Here is a 20,653-nt window from a genome sequence, read left to right on the forward strand (position 1 = left end):
GACGGCCACCACCCTGCAAGCCGTCATCCCGAAACTCCGCCATCCTGACGAAAGTCAGGATCCGGGTTCACGTACGACACGCTGGTGGCTCTGGATCCTGACTTTCGTCAGGATGACGGGGTTGGGGCGAAACTACCCAGTCCCCCGTCACCTCGGAACAGGTCCGGGGTGACGGCGGGAGGTGTCTCTCGATCGAGTATGCCCACCCCGGCGACGGCCGGGGTGGGGCCTATCTTTTAGTCGCCCCGTCTTACGGCCGGAACGCGCCGATGCCCGCGATCGCCATCTTCGGCTGCGCGGTCGCGACGGTCGTGAACCCCAGCATCAGGTATCGCGCCTGCCGGGCCTTCGCGAAGGTGATGCGCTGCGTCGCCCGGGCGTAGGCGATGTTGCCGAACTCGCCCGCGTCCGCCGGCGTCCAGGTCTTGCCGTCCTCGCTCGTCTCGACGCTGTAGCGCCCCGGCGGGCCCGCGTCGGGCAGCGCCTGCCGCGTCGGCGTCAGGCTGAAGCCAGCGACCTGCTCCGCCTTGCCCATGTCGATCATCAGCATCACGATGCTCGTCGGGGTCGGCGCCGGCGTCGTCCAGACGGTGGCAAGGTCGTCGTCGAGCACCGCTTCCGCGCCGGGCAATCCGGGCTTCACCACACCCGCCAGCGATTTCTCGCCCGCGAAATCCGGCTTGCCCGCCTTCATCGCCAGACTGTGCTGGATCGCGCTGACGATCGTCCAGCCGGTCTTCGAGATGATCTTGTTGCCCGTCGCCTGCGATGCCGCGATCGCGACCGGCGGGACGCTCAGGAACAGCGAGAGTTCGGTGATCGCCGGGCACGCGGGCGCCTCGACGATCCGCAGCCGCACGCGCCGCGCGGTCACCGGCTCGGGCAGGCGGATGATCCGCTGCGCACCGATGCACTCGTGCACCGCAACCTCGCGCCACGCGCCCTTGGCATCCGCCACGTCGATCGCGAACTTCGTCACGCGCACGCCGAGGTCGAGCGCCTCGCGGATCCGGATCAGGTCGAACCGGCGCCCCGGCGGCAGGTCGAGCACCAGCGACGGCGTCTTCACCGCATCGGGCGTACTCCAATACGTCTCGCGATTGCCGTCGAGCACATTGGCCGGCGCGAACCGGCTCCCGCGCGATGGGCCGCTCGCCACCGCGCCCTTGGCCAGATCGGTCTTGAAGCTCGCGCGCAACGCATCGCCGAACGACTTCAGCGACGCGAGATCGGGCTCCGCGATCAGCCCGCGGCGATCGGGCGGCAGGTTGAGCATCATGTTGGTGCCGCGCCCGACCGACTCGTCGTGGAACTGCATCAGCCGCTGCGGCGACTTCACCTGGAGGTCCTCGTCGGCATGATAGAACCAGCCGGGACGGATCGACGTGTTGGTCTCCGCCGGCCACCATAAAGGCGCACCGCGCACGCCCGAATTGCCCTCCGACTGGACATACGGATGGTTCGGCATCGTCGGCCAGCACGGATCGCCCGCGTGGCCGTCCTCGTTGCCGACCCAACGGATATCCGCACCGAGCGGGTCGAAGGTGCACGCCATCGGCTGCAATTTGTGGACGAGCGCGATGATCGACGGCCAGTTGTAATATTTCGGCGCATCGATCTTCCGCGCCTCGCGCGCGCCGCCATAATAACCGTCGCCGCCGTTCGCGCCGTCGAACCACACTTCGAACAGATCGCCGTAATTGGTGCAAAGATCGGTCAGCTGCGCGCGGAAATACTCGACGTACGAAGGTTTCCCATAGTCGGCGCGGTTGCGATCCCACGGCGACAGATACAGCCCGTAGGAAATCCCGCCGCGCCGACACGCGTCGCCCATTTCGCGGACGATATCACCCTTGCCGCCCTTGTACGGGCTGTTGCGGATGCAATGCTCGGTCAGCTTTGTGGGCCAGAGGCAGAAGCCGTCATGGTGCTTGGCGGTCAGGACAAGGCCGGTGAGCCCCGCGCTTTTCGCCGCCGCGACGATCTGGTCGGGATCGAACGCAGTCGGGTTGAAGAGCTTGGGGTCCTCGTCGCCATAGCCCCATTCCTTGTCGGTCCAGGTGTTCAGCGTGAAGTGGACGAAGCCGTAGCGCTCGCGCTTGTGCCACGCGAGCTGGCGGACGCTCGGCGTCGCGCCCCACGGGGCTGGCGCACCGACCGGGGCCGCCGCACTGGCCCGGCCAGCCGCAGCAGTAGCGAGCGTACCGGCGATCAACGCGCGGCGGTTCAGGTCTAACGTCATCGCGAAACTCCGGTGGTTGCTGGCGGCCGGTCGGCAGGCGCGCGGCCAAAATTGCGGTTAGGCTTGTCGCCCATCTCGAACACGAGCCGCCCGCCGCGGACGATATCGGCATGCGTGATCCAGCTCTTCGTCCAAGGCTTGCGGTTCCAGGTCACCGACTGGACATACGGTCGGTCGGGCGCATTGCCGCGTGCCTCGACGACCAGCGTCCTGCCGTTGCCGACGCGCATCTCGGCCCGGTCGAACAGCGGCGAGCCGAGCACATAGTTCGCGCTCACCGGATCGACCGGATACAGTCCGAGTGCGCTCAGCACGAACCACGCGCTCATCTGACCGCAATCGTCGTTGCCGATGATGCCGTCAGGCGCATCCTTGTACATCTCGGTCAGCAGACGCCGGACCATGCCTTGCGTCTTCCACGCCGCGCCGCAATACGCGTACATGTACGCGATGTGATGGCTGGGTTCGTTGCCATGCGCATATTGCCCGACCAGCCCGCTGATGTCGGGCGGCGCGTCCTTCGGCAGGATCGACGACGCGGTGAACAACGCATCGAGCTTGGCCTCGAACTTAGCATCGCCGCCCATCGCCGCGATCAGACCATAGACGTCGTGCTGGTTGAGGAACGTCGCCTGCCAGCTATTGCTCTCGGTATAGTCACGCCACGTGGCGGAATGGCCTAGCGCGACGGGATCGTACGGTTCGATCCATGTCCCGTCTTCGCGCTTGGGTCGTGCGAAGTTGATCGTGCTGTCGAACACGTTCCGCCAATTGCCGCTGCGCTTGCGCAGTCGTGCGGCATCGGCGGTCGCTCCCGCTGCATCGGCCAGGTGCGCCGAGGCGTAATCGTCATACGCATATTCGAGCGTACGCGAGACCCCCTCGAACACCTTGTCGGCGGGAACATAGCCGATCGTATCATAGGGTTCGATCCCGAGGCTGTTGTCGAGATCCGGCATCGTGAAATCGAACGAACGCCGACGCACGTTCGGCCACGCCGCCGCATAGTCGGCGCGCACGCCCTTCGCGCGGGCCTCGGCCATCACCGACACCGAATGCCAGCCAATCATGCACCCGGTCTCGATCCCCTGGAGCGGCCAGACGGGCGGGCCATAGCGGCTCTGCTGCGTCTGGCGGATCAGGTCGCCGACCAGCTCAGCGGTCCGCTTGGGCTCGATCAACGTCAGCAGCGGATGCAGCGCGCGGTACGTGTCCCACATCGAATAGGTGCTGTACGCGCGATCCTTGCCGGTCAGCCTGTGCACCTTTTTGTCGAGGCCGAGATACCGCCCGTCGACATCGGAGAACAGCGTCGGCGCAAGCTGCGCATGATAAAGCGCGCTCGCCATGATCGTGCGCTGCGCGGGCGTCCCGCCCTCGACGGTGACCGCGGCGAGCGCCGGGGCCCAGCGCTTGGCGGCCTGCGCATGGTACCGGTCGAAGTCCCAGTGCCGGGCCTCGGCGGCCAGGTTCGCGCGCGCGCCGGCGACGTCGACCCCGGAGATGCCGGTGCGGATCACGATCGGCGCGGCGCCGGCGTCGTCATAGTGCAGCACCGCCTTCACCCGCTTGCCCGCGACGCCGCGTGCGCCGTCCGCCTGCGCGACGTCGCCATCGCCGTAGAAGACGATGCGGTCGGGCTTGCGCGATACCTGCATCGCGAAGTGGATGCGGCGCCCCTTGGCCCAGCGGAACACGCGGCGGCTGCCGGTCAGCGTACCGCTGTCGTCGATCGCCAGCGACGCCTCGTCGATCAGCACGCCCCGGTCGGACTCGTCGAGGATCAGGTGCGACATATCGATCAGGACATGCCCCGCGCCGCGCGGGAAGACATGGCGCTGAATGCCGGTCCGCTCGGTGACGGTGAGCTCCGCGCGGACACCCGTTTCCAGCGCCACGCGGTAGTAACCGGGTTCCGCATGTTCGTCGGAAAACCGCTGGCGATAGCCCGCACCAGGATCTTCGAGCGTGCCGGGGGTCAGCTGGACCGGACCGCGCGTCGGCACCACCAGCACGTCGAGCATGTCGCCGATCCCGGTGCCAGACAGATGCGTGTGGCTGAACCCGATGATCGACGTGTCGGTGCGGTGATAGCCCGAGCACGCATCCCAGCGCTCGACATCGGTATCGGGACTGAGCTGCACCATCCCGAACGGCAGCGTCGCGCCCGGATAGGTATGGCCGTGGCCGCCCGTGCCAACGAACAGATCGGGCGCGGTGGTCGTGCGCGGCGAGGCGGCAAACGTCGTGCGCGCGGTCAGCGCGAGCGCACCGCTACCGGCGAGGAGCATACGGCGGGAGATCATGCGCGGACTCCGAGAAGGGCGGGGCGTTTGGCGGCGATGTCGACGACCAGCTCACCGAACAGCCCGTTGGCCCAGGCGAACCAGGCGCGGGTAAATTTCGCGCCGTCGTCCTGGTTGAAGGATTCATGCATGAACCCGGTGCCGCCATGCGTCGATTTGAGCCCGGCCAGCGATCGCGCGACGGTCGCGTCGTCACCGGTCTCGAGCGCGTTCAGCGCGTGCATCACGATCGACATCGGCCAGATCTCGCGCAAGCCGGTATGCGGACTGCCGATCCCCTCCGCTGCCTTGCCGGTAAAGAAATACGCGTTGTCCTTGCTCCACGCGCGCGCCGCGGTGCGCCGCCAGAGCGGATCGTCGGCCTTTACCGCCCCCAGATACGCCAGCCCCGACAGGCTCGGCACATTGGCGTCGTCCATGAAGACCGCGTTGCCATAGCCGTCTACCTCATAGGCCCAGACCGGCTGGCCGTCCGCACCCTTGGTCATGCCATGCAGCCGCAACGCCGCCTCGACCTCGTCCGCCAGCGCAGACGCATCCGCCGCCAGCGCCGCATGGGGCCGTGCGCGCGTCGCGAGTTCCGCCAACTGGCGCAGCGCACGAACCGCGAAGATGTTCGACGGGATCAGGAACGGGAGCACGCACGCATCGTCCGAAGGCCGGAACCCGCAATGGATCAGTCCGACAGGCCGCGACGGCGGACCATGGCCGTCGAGCGCCATGCTTTCCCCGACGATCGGCGACGACCGGCGGAAGCGATACGGCCCCGGCCCGTCCTTGCGCTGCTGCTCGCGGAACGTCCGGATCGACGCGCGCGCACCGTCCGCCCACAGCGCGTCGAACGGCACGGTATCGCCGGTCGCCTGCCAATAGGCGTGTGCGATCCACATCGGGTAGCAGAGCGAATCCACCTCCCATTTGCGCTCGCCGACGCCCGGCTTCATCACCGTGTCGTCGCCCAGGGACCAGCTCAGATTGGTCTTCGCCGACGGATCGTGCATGAACGCGTTGGCGTACGGATCGATCAGGATGCACCGCGCCTGCCGCGCGATCAGCCCGCGGAACAGCGTCCGCAACGCCGGGTCGCGCTTTGCCAGCGGCAGATACGGATGGACCTGCGCCGAGCTGTCGCGCAGCCACATGCAGTCGATATCGCCGGTGATCACGAACGCGTCGGGCTTGCCGTCGACCGCGCCCATGAACACCGTCGTGTCGAGCGTGTTCGGATAGCAATTGCCGAACATCCAGGCGAGTTCGGGATCGGCGATCTTCGCCGATACGCGCGCAATCTCGGCCTCGACCGCGCGGCTGGTGTAGCGACGATCGCCAAGCTTCGGGCGCTTGCTGACGAACGGCGGTGCGGCTGCCCGCAGCGGTCCCGCGAGCCCCAGTGCCGCAGCACCGGCAATCAGCGAACGGCGATCGATCATTTCGGCAAATCCTGCGTTCCCGTCACGGTGAAGACGGTATCGACACCGGGCCCGTCGCCGGGCTGGCCGCCGCCGATATGCAGCCGATATTCGCCCGGTACGAAGCGGCGCGTTCCCGCCGCATCGACGCTGCTCATGCCGCGAGGATCGATCGTAAATGCCACGCGTGCCGTCTGCCCGGGCTTCACTGTCTGGCGCCTGAACCCGACGAGCTGGCGCTGGAGGACGGGATCGTTGAAACGCGGCTTTACCGTCGGCTCGGGCGGCACGAGATACGCCTGCACAACCTCGTCGCCGGCGACCTTGCCGGTATTGCGCACCGGCACCTCGACCGAGACGCTCTCCCCCGCCGTAATCGTGGTGCGCGCGAGCTTCGGCGCGGCATAAGCGAACTGCGTATAGCTAAGCCCGTGCCCAAAGCCCCACAGCGGCGTGCCGGTGAAGTAGCGATAGGTCCGCTCGCGCATGTTGTAGTCGATGAAAGCGGGCAGATCGCGCGTCTTCGCGTAGAACGTCACCGGCAGTCGCCCGCCCGGATTGCTCTTGCCAACCAGCGTATCGGCGATCGCCTGCCCGCCAGCCTGCCCCGGATACCAGCCGACCAGGATCGCGTCGGCATGCGCCTTCGCCCAGGTCATCGCGACCGCGCTGCCGGTCATCAGCACGACCACCAGCGGCTTGCCGGTCGCCTCGGCCGCTTCGAGCAACTTCACCTGCGCGGCCGGGAGCCCGATATCGGTCCGATCGCCGCCCGAGAACCCGGCCACCTCGATCTGCAACGCCTCGCCCTCGACCGCGGGCGACAGCCCGACGAACGCGACGATCGCATCGGCATCCTTGGCGGCCGCAACCGCTTCCGCGACCTGCGCATCGGCCGGCGCGGTCCAGGTCAGCCGCAGCCCCTGATCCTCACCGCTATGCGCCAGTTCGACGTGGATAGTGTGGCGGCCAGCGGTGAGCGTCACCGGTGCCTCGACGTTCTTGCCGCTGCCATCGTCGTCGGCGACCGGCTTGTCGTCGATCCACAACCGCGCGGGATCATGCCCCTTGCAGTCGAAACAGCGCGGCACGTCGAGCCGGAACACATAGTCGCCGGCAGCCGGCGCGGTGATCGTGCCGGTCCAGCGCACCGAGAACGCGGCCGGATCGATCCCCGGCGCAGGCGCGGTGCGGTCCCAGTCGAAGTCGATCAGCCGGTCGGCGCGTACCACCGACGTCCCGGTGAAATTAGTCGCCCGGAAATACTCGCCGCGCAAGGACAGCGCGGTATCGGGCACCGGCACGGGCACGCCCTCGGCGATGCTCGACCCTTGTGCGTACCGCACGCCCGCAAATGACGTCCGGAGCGCCGCCAACGGCGTGATCGGCGCCGCGGCGGTGCCGTGATAGTTCGCCTCCAGCACGTCGACGCTGTCCGCATTCGGCCCGATCACCGCGATCTTCGCCGACGGCTTCAGCGGTAGCACACCGTTGTTCTGGACCAACACCATCGCCTTCCGCGCCGCCTCGAGCGCCAGCGCGCGGTGCGCAGGCGTGTCGAACTCGGTCGGCTTGATCCGGTCCCACGGGCTCGTCGTCCCGAACGCGCCGCCGAGCATCCGCCGCACCGCGAACGTACGCGTCAGGCTCGTGTCGAGCGTCGCCTCGGGCACCAGTCCGCGGCGCACCGCGTCGCCGAGCGCCGCGTAGGTCTTACCGCAGTTGAAATCCATGCCAGCGGAAATCGCCGCCGCCGATCCGCTCGCAGTATCGGGCCGATAATAATGGTAGTTCGAGATATTCCCGACCGCATCGCAGTCGGACACGATCAGCCCCTTGAAGCCCCATTGCTTCCGCACGGTCTCGGTCAGCAACGGCTCCGACGCACACACCGGCACGCCGTGGATCGCGTTGTACGCGCACATCGTCGACAGCGCCTTGCCCTCGGTCAGCGCAAGCCGGAACGCCGGGAGGAACGTCGCCTCGCGGTCGTGCGGCGAGATATCGACATCGAACCCGTCGCGCCCCGCCTCGGGGCCGCTATGCGCGGCGAGGTGCTTCGGCGTGGCGATCACCTTCGGGTGCGCGAGGTCGGGCCCCTGCAACCCGCCGATGAACGCGACGCCGAGCCTGCCCGTCAGATACGGGTCCTCGCCATAGGTCTCCTGCCCACGACCCCAGCGCGGATCGCGGAAGATGTTGATGTTGGGCGACCAGATCGTCAGCCCCTGATAGCGTTCGCGGTCCCCCGCCGGCAGCGCGTTGGACTTGGCGCGGGCCTCGGTGGAAACCACATCGCCGACGCGCCTGAGCAGCGCCTCGTCCCACGTCGCGGCGAGGCCGATCGCCTGCGGAAACACCGTCGCCACGCCGTTGCGCGCGAGCCCGTGCAGCCCTTCGTTCCAGTAATCGTACGCGGGCAGCTTCAACCGCGGGATTGCCGGCGCGACGCTCTGCAACTGCGCCGCCTTCTCGTCGAGCGTCATGCTTCGCACCGCCGGATCGACCGTCTGCGCGAGCGCCGACGACGCGAGCAACAGGCCGGGCACGAAGGCGAGCCGGGCAAACCTGGTCGAAAGGCGCACCCTCCCCCCCCCCGTCATCCTGGGCTCGACCCAGGATCCAGAGCCACGGGCGGCGGCGTCCGTAACTCTGGATCCCAGCTTCCGCTGGGCTGACGGCGCGGTGGTAGCGTAATCGCGCATCACGACTTCACCGCCGCGACACCGGCCAGAGTCCGGACCGACAAGGCACGCCGCAGCGCCGCAGCCGACGCCTTCGAAGCAACAGTCACCGTAACACTCTCCCCCGGCAACAGATCGAACGCATTGTCCGATGGCGTCGCCTCGACCTTCCCGAAATCGATCCAGACCGCGCGCGCCAACTTGGTGGCGGTCAGCGTCAGTCGATCGCCGTCCCACGTCGCGGCAAGTCCGGGATCGGGGAGCGTCATCGTCTTGGGCGCCGCCGACACCAGCACGCGCGACGTTACGCGGTCACCCACAAGCAACTCCGCCACCGCGATCGTCCGCGCCGGATCGCCACCCGCGAACAGCGCAGCATCCGACAAAGTGGCAACCGCCGTTGCGGACAGAGGCGCCAATGTCGCAGCCTCCTCGCGCGTCGCGACGACCTTGCCGTCGACGTCGAGCGTCCGCACGCGCCACTTCGCCTCGGTCGGCACCATCGCGTCGGAGATCAGGCTCACCTTGGTCGACCCGTCCTTGCGCTCGGCGGCGATCGCCAGCGGAGCGTAGAAATGCCGAGCGCGGAATTGCAGCGCCTTCCAGCGGCCGTAATAATCGATGCTGGCCCATGACGCGCCCGGCCAGACGTCGTTGATCTGCCAGAACAGCGACCCCATCGTCACCGGCCGGCATGCACGATGGTGCAGCGCGGCGAGTTCGATCCCCTCGGCCTGCATCACCTGGCTCAGATACACGAACTCGGCGAAGTCGCGCGGCTCGCGGTATTTCTCGCGGATGTAGAACAGCAGCCGGTCGTTGCCCTCGCCCTTGAGGAACTTCTGGTGCGCCTTCATCACCGGCGAGGTCGGCGAGAAGTCGGCGTCGGTCGCGAACGTCCGGATCGTCTTCATCTCGGGCATCGACTGCAGGCCGTATTCGGACATGAACCGCGGGCAGCTGTCGAGATACGCCTCGACCGGTTTCTTGCCGCCCCACACGTCCCAGTAATGCCGGTCGCCATCGCCATCGATGTCGGGCTTGTCCTCGTAATTGTTACTCGGCGAACCCGGCCAGTAGACCGCGTCGGGATCGCGGCGTTCGGCGGCATCGCGCAGCACGCGGTCGAAGATGACCGCCATGCCCACGCCGATCCGCTCCTGCTCGTCCGCGCCGACCGCCTTCTTGAAGGCGATCCGGTCGGACCAGTTCGCCCAGCCGCTGAGCACTTCGTTGTTGCCCGACCACAGCACGATCGAGGGATGCGCCTGGAGCCGGTCGACCTGTTCCTCCGCCTCGATGCGGACGGTCTCGCGGAAGTCGCGGTCGGGGGGCGTGACGGCGCCGCCGAACATGAAGTCCTGCCACACCATCAAGCCCATCTGGTCGGCGAGGTCGTAGAACGCGTCGTCGAGATAATAGCCGCCGCCCCACACGCGGATCATGTTCATGTTGGCATCGCGCGCGCCGGCCATGACGGTGCGAATCTGGCTCTCGGGCACGCGCGCGGGAAACATGTCGAACGGGATCAGGTTCGCGCCCTTGGCGAACACCGGAATGCCGTTGACGACGAACGCGAACCCGCGCCCCGTCGCATCCTTGTCGCGCCGCAGCTCGACCGTGCGCAGGCCGGTGCGGCGCTGCGCGGTGTCGATCGTCGCGGTTCCGTCGGTCAGCGTCGCCTTCACGGTGTAAAGCGGTTGCGCGCCATAGCCCGCGGGGAACCAGCGTTGCGGATTGGCGACGCTCACCGGCACCGCGACATGGCTCGCGCCCGCCGCGACGGTGACGGTCCGCGACGCCTGCGTCACGCGACCATCGGGCCCTGTTACCGCGACCTGCACGGTAACCGGGCGCTCCTGGCCAGCCACCACGTCGAGTTCGGCGGACAACCGCGCTTCGGACTTGGTCAGCCCTTCCTGCGTAACCCGAAACGCCTCGATCCGCGCGTCGTCCCACGCCTCGATCCGCGCCGGGCGCCAGATCCCCTGCGTGACGATCCGCGGGCCCCAGTCCCAGCCGTATTGGTATTTCGGCTTGCGGATATAGGGCGAGGTCTGCTTGCCCATCGGCTCGTCGCCGTAGATCGAATCATATTCGCCGGGCAGCGGGTTCTTCGCCTTCAGCACCATCGGCTGCAACGTGCGGATCGGCGATCGAAAAGTGACGAGCAACTCGTTCGCCCCCGGCTTCAGCACCGCCTTGACCGGCACGCGCCAGCGCCGATGCGCATTGTCCGCCGCCAGCAGCTTGGTCCCGTTCAGCCGCACCTCGGCGAAGGTGTCGAGCCCGTCGAACACCAGATCGATATGATCGCGCGCCAGCAGTTCGGGCGTCGCGCTCACGACGGTGTGATATTGCCAGTCGGCCAGACCCACCCATTGGATCTTCGCTTCGTTCAGGCCCTTGTACGGATCGGGGACGATCTTCGCCGCCATCAGGTCGGTCTGTGCGCTGCCCGGCACGGTCGCGCGCAGCCAGCGGGCCGCCTTCGGATGCGCCTTGGCCGCAGCGGTATCGGCTGGATCGATCCGCATCGACCAGCCCTTGTCGAGCACGACGCTCGTGCGCGGTGCCGCCCAGGCGGGCGTCGCAGCGATCGCGGCGAGCAGCAGAAGAGCCGTGCGCCGCATCACTTCTTCTCCGACAGCTGCATCGATTCGACCGCGTAGAACGGCGACTCCATCGACGCCGTGAACAACAGGCAGATGTCCGCGTCGCCCTTCCCCTCGGGCAGCGTGCCGCGGAAGCTCATGCGGTTCGGGCTCGTCGCCGGGTTCGGCAGCGGGAAGGTCGCCGCGATCGTGCCCGTGCACCCGCCGGTGCGCACCACGAGCTCGCCGTACGTCGTCACCGCATAATGCCGCCGCAGCGCCTTCTCGTCATGCGCCAGCCCGTAATGCCGCGGCAACCGCGCGACATCGACGGTGAAGCTCCGCGCCACATCCAGCGGTGCGGCTGGGTACATCGTGCACGTGTCGAAGATGTTGACGTTGAATACCGGCGTATTCCCCGTCGCCTCCGACGTCAGCGGCACGCGCAGCCCGATCGCGCCATCGGGACACGCGACCAGCTCCGAACTCGACCGACGCAATAGCGCGACCCGGCTCGTCTCGAACAGCCGCGGTTCCGCGGTCGGACGACCGTCGCTGGTGAAGGCCGCCGCGCGGACAGTGGTCCCGGGCTTGAGCGACAACGGCGTGGCATAGGCCTTCGATCGCGCGGTCGGTGCCTTGCCATCGAGCGTGTAGCGGATCGTGCCGTAGCCCGTCTGCGTCGCGAGCGTCACGGGCACCTTGCCGCGGCGCAGCGCATCGCCGCGCGTGCCCTGAACCGCGAAGTCGACCGCGAACGCGCTGTCCGCCGCGGCGATACCAGCGCGGGCATAGCGACCCATCTGCGGCTCGAGCCGCGCCACGAAGTCATCGAAATTACGCGCGGACTTCGGCGACCAGGTCCGCTCGGCCAGCGCCGACAGCCGCGGGAAGACCGCGTGTTCGACCTGCTCGGGTGTCACGAGATACTCGCTCCACGCGTTGATCTGCGCGCCCAGCACATACTTCATTTTGTCGGGCGCCACCCCCGCCGGCTCGGGCTCGTACGCATAAAGCCGGGCGAGCGGCACGATCGCATCGCCGTTCGCGATGCGGCCTGGCGGCTCGTCGCTGCGATTGCTCTGCAGGCTGTCGAGATACATTATCGGCGCCGGGCTCAGCACGACGTCATGCCCCTGGTTCGCCGCATCGACGGCCCCCTTCTCGCCACGCCACGACATCACCGAGGCCGATGGCGGCAAGCCACCCTCGAGGATCTCGTCCCAGCCGATCAGGCGGCGGCCGTGCTTCGCCAGATACTCGCCGAGCTCGTCGATCATCCAGCTCTGCATCTGCATCTCGGTCTTCAGCCCGAGCGCCTTCATCTTCGCCTGCACCGCGGGCGACCGCTCCCACTGGTCCTTGACCGCCTCGTCGCCGCCGAGATGGATGAACTGCGACGGGAACACGTCCATCAATTCGTCGAGCACGTGCTTGATGAAGGTCATGCTGCGATCCTCCGGGCTGAACAGCCACGGGTTCACGCCCCAGTCGTGACCGACCGCAGGCCGATCGCCGAGCACGCCGACTTCGGCCGGATACGATGCGACCGCCGCCTGCGCATGGCCGGGCAGATCGATCTCCGGCATGATCGTGATCGCGCGCTCCTGCGCATAGGCGACCAGCGCCTTCAGCTCGGCCTGCGTGTAGAACCCGCCGACCTTCTCGCCCGGCGCACCGCCCGCAGACGGCGGCGTCCGCCACGCGCCGATCCGGGTCAGGTCGGGATAGCGCTTGATCTCGACGCGCCAGCCCTGATCGTCGGTCAGGTGGAGATGCAGCACGTTCATCTTCTGCGCGGCGAGCTGATCGACCATTGCGTACAACGTCGGCATCGGCACGAAATGCCGCGCCGGATCGATCATCAGCCCGCGCCACTTGAAGCGCGGCGCATCGCGGATCGTCATCGCCGCCAGCGTCACCGGCTTGCCGACCGCCGCATCGGGGCTGAGCAACTGCGCCAGCGTCATCGCGCCGTGGACGAGGCCCGCATCGCCGCTCGCCGCGATCGTCACGCCCTTCGCATCGACGGTCAGCGTGTAGGCCTCGTCACCCGCCACGCTCGCGTCGCGCACGAAGCGGATCGGCCCCGTGCTGGCGTCGCTCGCGAGCGAGAGCCCGCGCACGACCTTGACCTGTTGCACGAGCAGTTTGGCCGCGGTCTTCGCGCCTGCGTCGCCAGCGACGATTCCGGCACCTTCGCCGATCGTCAACGTGCCGGCATGAGTCTCGATCGAGGCAGGCATCGGGATCAGCTTCGGCCCTTCGGCCACCGCCGCGGTCGAGGACATCAGCAGCGCGAGCACCAGAGGGCGGAAACGGATCATTTAGGGTCCTTCGGCAATTGCGCTGGATCGGGTGGATAGACGGCGGAGCCGGCCTTGAACGGTTCGTACTCGCGGACAACGCCGCCTGCGCGCGCACCCTCCGCGGTGAGGATATCGACGGTCACCGTGACGGGCGTAAGACGACCGGTCCAGGCCGCGGACACCGTCGCGGTGCCGCCCGGCGCGATGACCGGAAGCGCCTGTTCGCCTTCGCCGAGCACGACGCGATCGCCGCCGATCGCGCGCCAGTGCAGCCGCGCGCCGATCAGCGGATAGGACGGCAACGCAGCCTTCGCAGCGCCCATCACGGTAGCGGTGAAGCCGGTCGGCGTCTCGCCCGCCATCGTCAGGTCGACCTTCGCGGAGACGTCGCGATTGGCGGCTTCCCACGCGAAATAGCTCGGGCGGCGCTGGCGATCCGCATCGACAAGGCCGTGATCGACATACCCGTCCGCAAGCCCCGCGAAGAGGTTCTTGTTCGAGCGATAGTCCGCATAGCTCCAGAAGATCGCGCCACCGACCCAGGGCCGCGTCGCGAACGCCGCGAGCTGGTCCTTCAGGTTTTCGGTGCGCGCGACGTCCGCGCTCGCGGAATCGTGCGAGAACGGCCCCGGCCAGCCAAATTCGGAGATCACCAGCATCCGGTCGGGATACGCCTTGTCGAACGCGTCGAGCCAAGGGCCGACTTTGTCCGCGCCGCCGCTCCAGGTCCCGAAATAGGCGTTGGCCATCACGAAATCCGCCTCGACCAGGGCGGGCACGCGTACGGCACGCTCCGCGATCTGCGAATCCGCAAACGTCACGAACCGGCCGGGATCGATCGCGTTGATATGCGCCTTCATCGCCTTCACGAACGCCAACCCCTGCGGCGTCGCGGCCTCGCTCTCGTTCATTACGCTCCACGCGAGCACGCTCGGATGGTTGCCGCTCTCGGCGATCATCTCGGCCATCATCGCCTTGGCACGTACCAGCAGCCGGGGATCGCCCAGCTGCGCCGCGGTCATCTGCCAGATCGGGATTTCGGGAACGAGGAGCATCCCCGCGCGGTCGGCGGCATCGAACACGCTCTGCGGCTGCGGGTAATGCACCGGCCGAGTCAGCGTGACGTGCAATGCGTTCAGATCGCGCATGTCGTGGAGGATCGTGCCGCGCGTTTCGGCGGCGCCTTCCCACGGCGAATCCTCGTGCCGCGTCACCCCGGTCAGCCGCACCGCGACACCGTTGACGTAGAGTTTCCGGTCACGCAGCGCGAGCGTGCGCAGACCGACGGTGTCCTCGCGCCGGTCGAGCACCACGCCCTTCTCGTCGCGCAGTTCGGCGACGATCCGGTACAGCTTGCCCGCACCGATCTGCCACAGTTGCGGCTTCGCGATCGTCAGCGCAGCGTCGGGCGTCGCGGCGGCAGACGCGGCCACCGTCACGCTTTTTTCACCGCGCGCGACCTCGCGGCCATCGGGATCGATCGCGACGGACGTCAGGGAATAGGTGTGCGGCGTGGCATCGACATTCTCGATCGCGACACCGCTCGTCACGGTCGCGCTGTCGGCTTTCAGGACCTGGCGGATCCGCTGGCGGCGGATCAGCCCGCCCTCGGCGATCCGCAGCGACACGTCGCGCGTGATCCCGCCGCTGTGCCACCAGTCGTACCAGACGTTCCCAGAGCCAGCGAGGCGCATCGCATAGCCCGGAATCGTCACGAACCCCGGCCGGTCGTCGGCCGCGACGACGATCCGGTTCGCGCCGGGTTGCAGCACCTTCGAAACATCGAGATCGAACGCGGTATGACCGCCTTCGTGGGTGCCGACGAGCGTTCCGTTCACCCAGACCCGCGCCGCGTAGAACACCGCGTCGAAATGCAGTTCGAGATGCTTGCCGACGATCGCCTCGGGCACGACCAAGGTCCGCGCGTACCAGCCGACGCCTTCGGCATTCGCCCCGCGCGACAGCGGCCAGCTATGCGGGACGCTGACGCTTTCGACTTTCGCGGGATCGGACTTCAGCCACGCCGGATCGGCCGGCGCGTCCTTTGCCAGCCAGAACGTCCACCCCGCATCCAGATCGATCCGCTCGGCCGCGGCCGGCGTCGCCAGACCCATCGGAACGAGAAACGCGGACAGGACACCGAGATGCCCCATCCGCTTGCGCACTGCCTTGATCCATTCCGATGTCATGCGGCGATATCGTGCCCCCTTTGGACGGGGGTGGCGCACCGCGAGAGCGCGCCACCCGGTGATGCTACATCCTGAACGAGAGCGATGCCGAGAAGGTACGGCCGTTCTTGTAGAACGCGGTCGGACGATCCGGCGTAGCGTTATACTGGAGATACGTCTCGTCGAGCAGGTTCTGCGCGTTGACCGACAGCGTCACCGCCGGCGTCACGTTGAACCCGGCCGAGAAGTCGAGCTGGTTGTACGGCGCCACCATCTCGCGCGAGCCGAGACGACCGATCGTCCGGAAATACGCGGTCCGGTAGTTGTAGCTCAGCCGCGCCTGGAACGGCCCGCTCTCGAAATACGGGATCACGTTGACGGTGTGCTTCGACAGATACGGCAGGTTGAGCGCCGCACCACTGACATCGACCGACGAGGTGTTGCTGTCCTGGTACGAATAGTTCGCCTGGAGGCCGAACCCGCCCCAGATCTCGGCCTGGCCCGACACCAGCACGCCATTGACCTTGGCCTTGGCGCCATTGATCGGCTGGCTGACGTTGTAGGTCGTGATCCGGTTCTGCAGCGCGTTGAAGTAATCGACGTTCTGGCGCGAGCTGATGATGTAGTTCTTGATGTCGCGACGGAACAGCTCGACCGCCAGCAGCGTGCCCGAGCGCGGATACCATTCCGCGGTCAGCTCGTAGTTGGTCGACTCATACGGCTTCAAATTGGGGTTGCCGCCACCGCCATCGAGCGTGACGTCGTTGAGCGTCGTCGCTGCCGCCAGATCCTGATAGCGCGGCCGCGAGATCACCTTGGCCACCGCGCCACGCACGATCACCGTCGGCGAGACCGAATAGGCGATGTTGAGGCTCGGCAGGAACTTCAGGTAATCGGTCGAGGTCCGCGTCGGCACCGGCTGCGGGTTGACCTGTGCGCTCGGCGTGGTCGCATAGTTCGAGATGTCGCGGGTGTAGACGACGCGACCGCCAATGTTGCCGCGGAACCCGCCCTGGTCGAAATTGGCCTGCGCATAGGACGCGATGACCGTCTCGTGGACCTTGGTCGATGCGCCGATCTTGGTCACCAGCGGCGAGTTGATCGCGCCCGACAGGATGTCGATCACCGACTGCTGCGGCAGGTTCAGATACTGCGTCGCGTTGCCGAGCCCGCCGCTGCCGTCGAACGTGCCGTTGGGGGTGACGAGCGCGGTCGCACCGAGCTGAGGAATGGTCTGCGACGACTGGAGGTACGTATTGATCCCGCGCGCGTCGATCTGGTTGACATGGTCGGTCGCGCGGCTGCCGAGCAGGATTTCCTTGAACGGACCGAACTCGACCGGGATCGTCGCGTCATAGCCGCCGAAGATGTCGCGATCGGTGGTGACGCTGAAGTCCTGCCCGCCGATCTGCGCGGCATTCAGCTGAGTCCCGTTGACGATCACCGGGCGCCCTTCGATCTGCGCCGGGTTGTTGTTCGGGTTGGTGAAATAGTTCGCGGGGTTGGTCGGATCGCCGACGAAGTTCACCGTCGCGGTGTTGTTGGTGAACGCATAGCTGTACGGCAGCTTGGTCTGCACGTTGAACAGATATTCGGGATCACGTCCGCCGACCGCCTTGCTCCAGCCGCCCGCGAACGAGATCTTGGCCCCGCCGTCGCCTTCATAGTCCGCGAAGAAGTTGAGGTTGTCGGTCTTCAGCTTGGTCTTGCGCACCAGCGTGTCGAGCTGCGAGCCCTGGTTGGTCGCCGCGCCGAACGAGGCCGAATTGACCACGCCGTTACTGATGTTCGCCGATTGCAGCACGTCGCCGGTCCATGCGCCGGGGATCGTGTACATCGACTGGCTGTAGTTGTTGTAGTTGCCGTTGATGTGCAGGCCGTTGAGCGTCAGCGTCAGATCGGACGTCGGCCGGTACTGGACCGTGCCCGACACGCTCTTGCGCTCGCGGGTCTGCTGGAAATAGGCGTAGTTGATGCCGAACGGCGACGCCGCCTTGTAGAGGTCCGAAATCGTCCCGCCGGTGATCGTCGCGCCGGGGCTCTTGAGGCTAAGCGTGCCATCGGCAGCGCGGTTGACGAACGGGCTGTTGTAGGTGCCGTCGGCATTCGGCGCGACGTTGTCGTAGCCGAAGAACTCGACGCCGGCGCGCGTCAGGCTCTGCTTGTCGTAGGTGGCCGCGACGAGGAAGCCGAACGTCTCGTCCTTGTTCTTCCAGCTGTACAGGCCCGAGCCGCGGACGTTGCCCTTGTCCGAGCGGTCGTTGTACGAATAGCCGCCCGAGGCGAAGATCGCGTTGGCCTTCAGGTCGAGCGGACGGCGCGTGCGGACGATGACGGTGCCGCCGAGACTGCCTTCCTCGATGCGCGGCTCGGGCGACTTGTAGACCTCGAGACGATCGACCAGTTCGGGCGCGAGCAGCGAATAGTTGAAGGTGCGGCTCGACGGGTCGTTGTCGTTGCCGCCCCAGTCGGCCGACGCGAGCGCGTGGCCGTCGAGCAGCATGCGGTTCAGCGCCGGATCGGTACCGAGGATCGCGACCTTCTCGCCCTCGCCGAAGCGACGATCGATGCTGACGCCGGGAATGTGCGACAGCGATTCAGCGACGTTGCGATCGGGGAACTTGCCGATGTCCTCGGCGGAGATCACGTCGACGACCGCGTTGGCGTTGCGCTTGACCGCGATCGCGCTGCGCAGGCTGCCGCGGATGCCGGTGACGACGATATCGTCGCCGGTTGCGGAGGATGGCGCGGATGGGGCCGCGGCGGATGGCGCGGATGGCGCGGGCGACTGGGTCGCCGACGGGGCGGCATCCTGTGCGACCGGCGTCGCCGACGGCGCGGGATCGGTCTGCGCGAACGCCGCTGGAATGATCGCGACGCATACCGCTGCGCTCGACGCCAACAAAATCTGCTTCCGGAAAATCATTGTCGAAACCCCTTCCTAATCGACGCCGCAGCGCCTTCCCCCGACGCTGTCGGCGTCGCTTCGATCACCTGCCACCTGGTACTGTTTTGGTTACTCTTTGAGTGGCTCGGCAGGCGTAATGTATAACCAATTCATTTTCAGAATCCATCGGAAATTACAGTTTGGTTACCACCCCAGAGCACCAACCACCCGATCGTATAATATACAGCCGTATCAATAGCCTAGCAGATTCCGCCGTATCGTTTTGACACACGTGCGCGGCAGCGGTGCCAAGTTATTGTAATACCACTTCTTACAAGAAACTGTCGGTTCGGGATTGAACCCGGCGATTCGATCGGCCAAACGTAATATAATTACGACGATCGGGAGGGCATCCATGACGCTGGAGATATGCGTCGACGATATCGCGGGACTGGACGCCGCCATTGCCGGGGGTGCCGATCGCATCGAACTCTGCGCCGCGCTGGCGCTGGGCGGACTGACGCCACCACCGTCACTGATCGCCGCGGCGGCAAGCGCGCCAATCCCGGTCCATTTGCTCGCCAGGCCACGCGAAGGCGGGTTCCACTATACCGCGCGCGAGCTGGCGATGATCGCCGGCGACATCACCGCGGCGGCCGAAGCCGGTCTCGCCGGCGTCGTGATCGGTGCCACCCACACCGATCACAGGCTCGACACCGAAACGCTGGCGTCGCTTGTCGCGCATGCCCGGTCGGCAGGCACAGCGCGGCGCACGCCACTATCACTGACCCTGCACCGCGCGATCGATCTGTGCGCCGACATGCCCGCCGCACTGGACGCCGCGATCGCGCTCGGGTTCGACCGCGTGCTGACGTCCGGCGGCGCACCGAAGGCGATCGATGGCCTCGATATGCTTGCCACCTTGCAGCGCCGCGCCGGCGGGCGGATCGTCATCCTCGCGGGAAGCGGCATCGATGCGGACAATGTCGCGGCGTTTCTCGATGTCGGGATCGTCGAGATCCACGCCTCGTGCGGTACGATTGCATCCGATCTCGACGAGGTTGCCGACGCAGAGGCTCTGGCGCGCGAACGCCGTTTCGGCTTCACGACCGCAGGGCAACGCCGCACCGATATCGACCGCGTTCGCGCCCTCAAGGCGGTTCTTACAGACATGTTACATCAAGCCGCTTGAACAATACCAATACATAACGTATCCCAGATCGGTTGCCGGGCTGCATCTATCGGAGGCCCGCTCCGGCATCAGCGAAAGTCGCCTACATGTCCTTTTCCACAAGCATCGGCCGATTCCGGGACGGCAACCCCGCCCCGCTCTACGTCCAGCTCCAGCAGCTGATCCGCGACGCGATCAACCGCAACGTGCTGGCCAAGGACGACGCTATTCCAGCCGAGCGCGATCTCGCGGTGGAATATGACGTGTCGCGCATCACCGTGCGCAAGGCGATCGGCGGACTGGTCGAGGAAGGTTTGCTGACGCGGCGTCGCGGCGCCGGCACGTTCGTCGCGACGCGCGTCGAAAAGAGCTTCTCGAAACTCTCGTCGTTCTCGGAAGACATGATCTCGCGCGGCCGCACGCCGAGCAGCGCCTGGGTCAGCCGGACGATGGGGATGGTCACGCCTGAGGAGTCGCTCTCGCTCGGCCTGTCGCCGGGCTCCGCGGTCTATCGCTTCCAGCGTATCCGCTATGCCGACGACGTGCCGATGGCGCTCGAATACACCACCATCGCCGGATACTGTCTGCCATCGATCGATGCGGTGCAGGACTCGCTGTACAAGGCGCTCGAAGTGGCCGGCAATCGCCAGGTGCGCGCGTTGCAGCGCCTGCGCGCGGTCCATTTCAGCGCCGAACACGCCAAGATGCTCGGCGTCGATGCGGGGCATGCGGGTCTGTTCATCGAACGCCGCGGGTTCCTGCGCGACGGTCGGGCGGCCGAATTCACCCAATCCTATTACCGTGGCGACGCGTACGACCTCGTCGCCGAACTCAACGACATCTGACGTCGGCGCGCGCGCGTCGGCCGGGGGGCATCAAGTGA

The 20,653-nt window shown here is 66.9% G+C and carries 10 protein-coding genes; 2 read left to right on the forward strand and 8 right to left on the reverse strand.

Annotated features, from left to right (window positions below):
- Positions 1–250 precede the first annotated feature (250 nt).
- From C8J44_RS10685 to C8J44_RS10720, 8 genes are all read right to left on the reverse strand, one after another.
- On the reverse strand, positions 251–2,242 hold the full coding sequence (locus tag C8J44_RS10685) for an alpha-L-fucosidase (protein WP_121904447.1): 1,992 nt from the start codon (positions 2,240–2,242) through the stop codon (positions 251–253).
- A complete protein-coding gene (locus tag C8J44_RS10690) occupies positions 2,239–4,548 on the reverse strand; it encodes a GH92 family glycosyl hydrolase (RefSeq protein WP_121904448.1) in 2,310 nt (769 codons plus the stop codon). The genes C8J44_RS10685 and C8J44_RS10690 overlap by 4 nt, the downstream gene beginning before the upstream one ends.
- Complete coding sequence (locus tag C8J44_RS10695) at positions 4,545–5,978, reverse strand: glycoside hydrolase family 125 protein (RefSeq protein ID WP_121904449.1); 1,434 nt, start codon at positions 5,976–5,978, stop codon at positions 4,545–4,547. Before C8J44_RS10695 ends, C8J44_RS10690 begins: the two co-directional genes overlap by 4 nt.
- Positions 5,975–8,542, reverse strand: coding sequence for a glycoside hydrolase family 3 C-terminal domain-containing protein (locus C8J44_RS10700; protein WP_310886163.1), 2,568 nt, complete (start codon positions 8,540–8,542; stop codon positions 5,975–5,977). The genes C8J44_RS10695 and C8J44_RS10700 overlap by 4 nt, the downstream gene beginning before the upstream one ends.
- Positions 8,543–8,661: 119 nt before the next feature.
- The gene (locus tag C8J44_RS10705; RefSeq protein WP_121904451.1) at positions 8,662–11,274 is read right to left on the reverse strand and encodes a glycosyl hydrolase 2 galactose-binding domain-containing protein; all 2,613 of its coding nucleotides are present in this window, start codon (positions 11,272–11,274) and stop codon (positions 8,662–8,664) included.
- Positions 11,274–13,562: a beta-N-acetylhexosaminidase gene (locus tag C8J44_RS10710; RefSeq protein ID WP_121904452.1), complete on the reverse strand. Its 2,289-nt coding sequence runs from the start codon at positions 13,560–13,562 to the stop codon at positions 11,274–11,276. Before C8J44_RS10710 ends, C8J44_RS10705 begins: the two co-directional genes overlap by 1 nt.
- Positions 13,559–15,733 (reverse strand): glycoside hydrolase family 2 protein, encoded by a 2,175-nt coding sequence (locus C8J44_RS10715; RefSeq protein WP_121904453.1) that lies wholly within the window; start codon positions 15,731–15,733, stop codon positions 13,559–13,561. Before C8J44_RS10715 ends, C8J44_RS10710 begins: the two co-directional genes overlap by 4 nt.
- Before the next feature lie 64 nt (positions 15,734–15,797).
- Positions 15,798–18,638, reverse strand: a complete 2,841-nt coding sequence (locus tag C8J44_RS10720) for a TonB-dependent receptor (protein ID WP_259466802.1) — start codon at positions 18,636–18,638, stop codon at positions 15,798–15,800.
- A 376-nt stretch (positions 18,639–19,014) separates the two neighbouring features.
- Here C8J44_RS10720 and C8J44_RS10725 point away from each other — a divergent pair, with 376 nt between their 5' ends.
- The gene (locus C8J44_RS10725; RefSeq protein ID WP_121904454.1) at positions 19,015–19,791 is read left to right on the forward strand and encodes a copper homeostasis protein CutC; all 777 of its coding nucleotides are present in this window, start codon (positions 19,015–19,017) and stop codon (positions 19,789–19,791) included.
- 86 nt (positions 19,792–19,877) lie between these two features.
- The gene (locus C8J44_RS10730) at positions 19,878–20,615 is read left to right on the forward strand and encodes a GntR family transcriptional regulator (RefSeq protein ID WP_056052211.1); all 738 of its coding nucleotides are present in this window, start codon (positions 19,878–19,880) and stop codon (positions 20,613–20,615) included.
- Positions 20,616–20,653: the final 38 nt, after the last annotated feature.

This window comes from Sphingomonas sp. PP-CE-3A-406 (assembly GCF_003688625.1).
In the GTDB taxonomy this organism is placed as follows: Bacteria; Pseudomonadota; Alphaproteobacteria; order Sphingomonadales; family Sphingomonadaceae; genus Sphingomonas.